The sequence below is a fragment of the Streptomyces sp. NPDC057654 genome (assembly GCF_042800135.1).
Lineage (GTDB): Bacteria > Actinomycetota > Actinomycetes > Streptomycetales > Streptomycetaceae > Streptomyces.
The window spans coordinates 1-3,916 of sequence record NZ_JBHVHQ010000811.1; the positions used below are offsets into that span (position 1 = coordinate 1).

General features: G+C 72.6%; 4 protein-coding genes and 1 pseudogene. 1 reads left to right on the forward strand and 4 read right to left on the reverse strand.

Annotated features, from left to right (window positions below):
• Positions 1-339: pseudogene (locus tag ACFU99_RS36310) on the forward strand (carboxylesterase); the annotation flags it as partial.
• A 60-nt stretch (positions 340-399) separates the two neighbouring features.
• Here the strand turns inward: ACFU99_RS36310 and ACFU99_RS36315 are convergent.
• The 4 genes from ACFU99_RS36315 to ACFU99_RS36330 form a co-directional block, all read right to left on the reverse strand.
• The gene (locus ACFU99_RS36315; protein WP_384400699.1) at positions 400-1,233 is read right to left on the reverse strand and encodes a DeoR/GlpR family DNA-binding transcription regulator; all 834 of its coding nucleotides are present in this window, start codon (positions 1,231-1,233) and stop codon (positions 400-402) included.
• Positions 1,234-1,366: 133 nt separating this feature from the next.
• Entirely contained in the window at positions 1,367-2,389 is a 1,023-nt protein-coding gene (locus ACFU99_RS36320; protein WP_384400702.1) for a zinc-dependent alcohol dehydrogenase family protein, read from the reverse strand.
• Positions 2,390-2,418: 29 nt separating this feature from the next.
• Entirely contained in the window at positions 2,419-2,886 is a 468-nt protein-coding gene (locus ACFU99_RS36325) for an RpiB/LacA/LacB family sugar-phosphate isomerase (protein WP_384400704.1), read from the reverse strand.
• A gap of 47 nt (positions 2,887-2,933) precedes the next feature.
• The gene (locus tag ACFU99_RS36330) at positions 2,934-3,818 is read right to left on the reverse strand and encodes a triose-phosphate isomerase family protein (RefSeq protein WP_384400707.1); all 885 of its coding nucleotides are present in this window, start codon (positions 3,816-3,818) and stop codon (positions 2,934-2,936) included.
• Positions 3,819-3,916: the final 98 nt, after the last annotated feature.

The window sequence follows — 3,916 nt, forward strand, 5'->3', positions numbered from 1 at the left end:
ACGCTGTACGCGGCCGCCGCCACCGGCATCGACGGCCGCGAGCGGCTGCTCGCACCGGACACCGTGACCGACGCGGTCCGCGAGGTCTCGGCCGGGAACTCCTGGCTCGGCTTCGACGCGGGCGCCCGCTGGGGCTCCGGCTTCCTCCTCGACTCGGCGGCCTTCCGCCCGCTGCTGGGCGCGCGCAGCTTCGGCAACGACGGCGCGGGCGGCCAGTTCGCCTTCGGTGACGACGAGTTCGGGGTGGGCTTCGGGTACGTCGCGAACCGCATGATCGGCCACGGCGACGCCCGCGCCAACCGGCTGATCGAGGCGGTACGGGGCTGCCTGGGCGGTTGACGCGGCTCTGTCGGCGGGCCGTGTCACCACCCGGCGAGTCGCGTCGCCCCGGCGGATCGCTCAGCCCGGCAGCGCGGCCAGTTCCAGGCGCACGCCCAGGGTGCGCAGCGCCTCCTGGTGCTCCGCGGGGAGCTGCTCATCGCTGATCACGGCGTCGAAGTCGGTGAGCGGGGCTAGTTGGTAGAGGGCCTGGCGGCCGAACTTGGAGTGGTCCACCAGGAGCACGCGGCGCCGCGCCGCCTCCAGCAGGGCGCGCTTGACCAGCACTTCTTCCTGCGACTGGTGGTAGCAGTGGCCGTTGTCGACGGCGGAGGCGGAGATGTAGGCGACGTCGGCGCGCAGGGAGCGGGCCATGTCGGCGGTGAACATGCCGACGAAGGCGTTGAACGAGGCGTGGTAGACGCCACCCAGGGCGATCACCTGGATCTCGGGCTCGTCGGAGAGCTCGTTGATGACCTGGAGCGAGTTGGTGATCACGGTGAAGGCGCCGCGCGCGGAGAGCCCGGTGGCGAAGGAGAGGACCGTGCTGGAGTCGTCGACGATGACGGCCTGGCCGGGCTCGGCGCCTTCCAGGGCCGTGGCGCAGATGGCCTGCTTCTCCTCCAGCCGGGTGCTGCCGCGCCAGCGCGCGTTGCTCTCGAAGAGCGCGCTGGGCGCGGCCGTCGCCCCGCCCCGTACCTTCCGCAGCCAGCCCTGGTGCTCCAGGGAGTCGAGGTCCCGGTGCACGGTCATCTGGCTGACGCCGAGATCGCGCACCAGGTCCTCGATGGAGACCTGGCCCCGGTGGAGCACCCGGTCCGCGATCATCTTGCGGCGCTCCTTGGGGCTCAGCTTTATGATCCGCTCGGCCTCCGCGCTCCGGTCGGACGTTCGGTAGCTGTCGCTGTCGCTCAACAGCTGTTCCTTCCCTGGCAGGACAGGCGTACGGGTATCCCGAAGAGTTTACGGCGGCGCGGCGGCCACGAGGCCGTGACGCCGTGCCTCGGGTCGTGACGCCGTGCCCGGGAGCGGCGCCGGGTGTCCCGCGTCAGGCCGCGGCGCCCGCCGCCAGGCCGGGGATGATCTGGATCTTGCGGCCGGTGCCCTTGCCGAAGGTCTCCAGCGCCTCCGCGTAGCCGTCCAGCGGGAACCCGTGGGTGATCATGGTGTCGGAGTCGATCAGTCCCTGGGCGAGCAGATCGAGGGCGCGGCCGTAGCTGTGCAGGATCGCCATGCTGCCGACGACGCGGATCTCGTCGTTGTAGATGCGGAACGGCGAGAACCGCGCCAGGTCCTGGTCGGGCGCGCAGCCGAACTGCTGGAACGTGCCGCCACGGCGCACCCGGCCGAAGCCGTCCTCGATGGCAGGCACCGCGCCGGTGCAGTCCACGACGACCTCCCAGCCGCCGCTGCCGGCCCGCGGCAGGGCGTCGGCGCTGGTGGCGACGGAGTCCGCGCCGAGCTTGCGGGCGACGGCCAGCCGCTCCTCGTTGAGGTCGACCACCTCCACGGTGGCGGCTCCGGCGCGCTTCGCGCTCTGGAGGTAGAGCAGCCCCATGGTGCCCGCGCCGTAGATCAGGAAGTTGTCGCCGAAGTCGGGGTCCACCACGTCGAGGCCGTGCACGATGGTGGACAGCGGCTCGATCAGCGTGGCGTGGCGCGGCTCCAGCCCGGCGGGCAGGTGGTGGATGTTGCGGGCCGGGACCTTGACGTACTCGGCGCACGCGCCGTCCTGGGTGATGCCGATGGTGCGCCAGTCGGCGCAGAGGTTGCCCCGGCCCTTGGCGCACCAGTAGCACGCCCCGCAGTAGATGGCCGGGTCCGCCGCGACCAGGTCGCCGACGGCCATGCCGGTGACCTCCGAGCCGGTCTCGACGATCTCGCCCGAGAACTCGTGGCCCGGCACCACGGGGTAGCGCGTCGGCCCGAACTCCCCCGCCAGCATGTGCACATCGGTGCCGCACAGACCCACCGCGGCGACCTTGACGATGACATCGGTGGGGCCGGGGGTGGGGTCGGGGATGGTGGTGATGTTGAGCTTGTTGGGTTCCTCGATGACTACGGCTCGCATGACGGCTCCTGACGTGAGTTGAGGTGGGCTCAGGCGACGTTGTGGTAGCGGGACTCGACCTGCTTGATCTTCTCCACCTTGGGCGCGGAGCCGCCGCCCGCGAACTCCGAGCCCAGCCAGTGCTCCAGGCACAGTTTGGCGCTCTCGACGCCGAGCGTGCGCACGCCGAAGCACGCGATCTGGGCGTCGTTGGACTTGCGGGCGCGCTCGGCGCTGTACGTGTCGGGGATCTGCGCGGCGCGCACGCCCGGCACCTTGTTGGCGGTGATCGCCATGCCGATGCCCGTTCCGCAGACCAGCACGGCACGGTCGTACGTACCCCCGGCCACGCGCTCGGCCACCCGCTGGGCCACGTCGGGGTAGTCCTCGTCGGGGGCGGCGGACAGGTCCTCGACCTGGTATCCGTGCTCGACGAGGTAGTTCTTCAGCTCGTCCTTCATCGGGACGCCGGCGTCGTCGGCTCCGATGGCGATCGTCTTCTCGGGCATCTCGGGCATCGTCCGTCCTTGATGGTTCGGGGGCGGGGTGGGTGAGTGGAACGGGATCAGGGGGCTCCGGCCGGCGGGCGGGACGCCACTTCGGCCAGCACCTTGCGGAGGTTGGCGGTGTCGTGGGCGAGCCGGCCCAGGAACAGACCGTCGAGCGGCGCCCGTACGCCGTCCGCGTCCGGCGCGGTCAGTTCCGTGAAGGTGCCGGGCCCCGCGGTGCCGCCGTAGATGACCCGGCCGCGGACGCCCCGTTCGGCGAGGCGGTCCCGGATGGCGGCGGTGACGGCCCGTACGTGGGCGGCGGGGGCGGGGCGGTCCGCGCCGATGGCCCACACCGGTTCGTAGGCGATGACCACCTCGCCGCCGGCCGTTCCGGAGAGCGCCGCGTCGACCTGGCCCAGCGTCTCGGCGATGGCCTCGTCCAGCGCGCCCGCGGTGGCGTCGCCCGCGCAGATCACCGGCGTCAGGCCGCGGCGGACGGCGGCGGTGGTCTTGGCCGCCACGATCCCGTCGTCCTCGCCGAAGTGGCGGCGGCGCTCGGCGTGACCGACCTCGACATAGGAGGCGCCGAGCTCCGCGAGCTGCCCGCCGGAGACCTCACCGGTCCAGGGGCCGCTGTCGGCCCAGTGCAGATCCTGCGCGCCGTAGGCGACACCGGTGCCCGCCAGCAGCTCGCGGGCGTCGGCGAGCGAGGTGAAGGAGGGCAGCACGAACAACTCGACGCCCGGCCCGCCGGTCGCCTCACGGGCCAGCTCGGCCACTTCGGCGAGCCAGCGCCGGGTCTCGGCGACCCCCATATAGAGCTTGAGGGACACGCCGACGACAGGGCGGGCGTTCGCGTCGGGGCGGTGGCCGTCCGCACCTGGGTCCGCACCCGGGTCCGCACTCGCGTCCGTACCGCCGCCCCTCGCGGTCATCCCGGCGGTCGTCCCGGCGCTCATGCCGGATCCAGCGAGGGCGTCAGCGACCGGCCGACGGCCGTGAGCAGGAGGGCGAGCGAGGTGGCACCGGCGTCGGCGTGACCGTATCCGAGGGCGCC

Bases quoted from the DNA above. Each gene is read 5' to 3' on its own strand.
- ACFU99_RS36320 (WP_384400702.1), bottom strand. From the start codon at position 2,389: ATGCGAGCCGTAGTCATCGAGGAACCCAACAAGCTCAACATCACCACC.
- ACFU99_RS36325 (WP_384400704.1), bottom strand. From the start codon at position 2,886: ATGCCCGAGATGCCCGAGAAGACGATCGCCATCGGAGCCGACGACGCC.
- ACFU99_RS36330 (WP_384400707.1), bottom strand. From the start codon at position 3,818: ATGAGCGCCGGGACGACCGCCGGGATGACCGCGAGGGGCGGCGGTACG.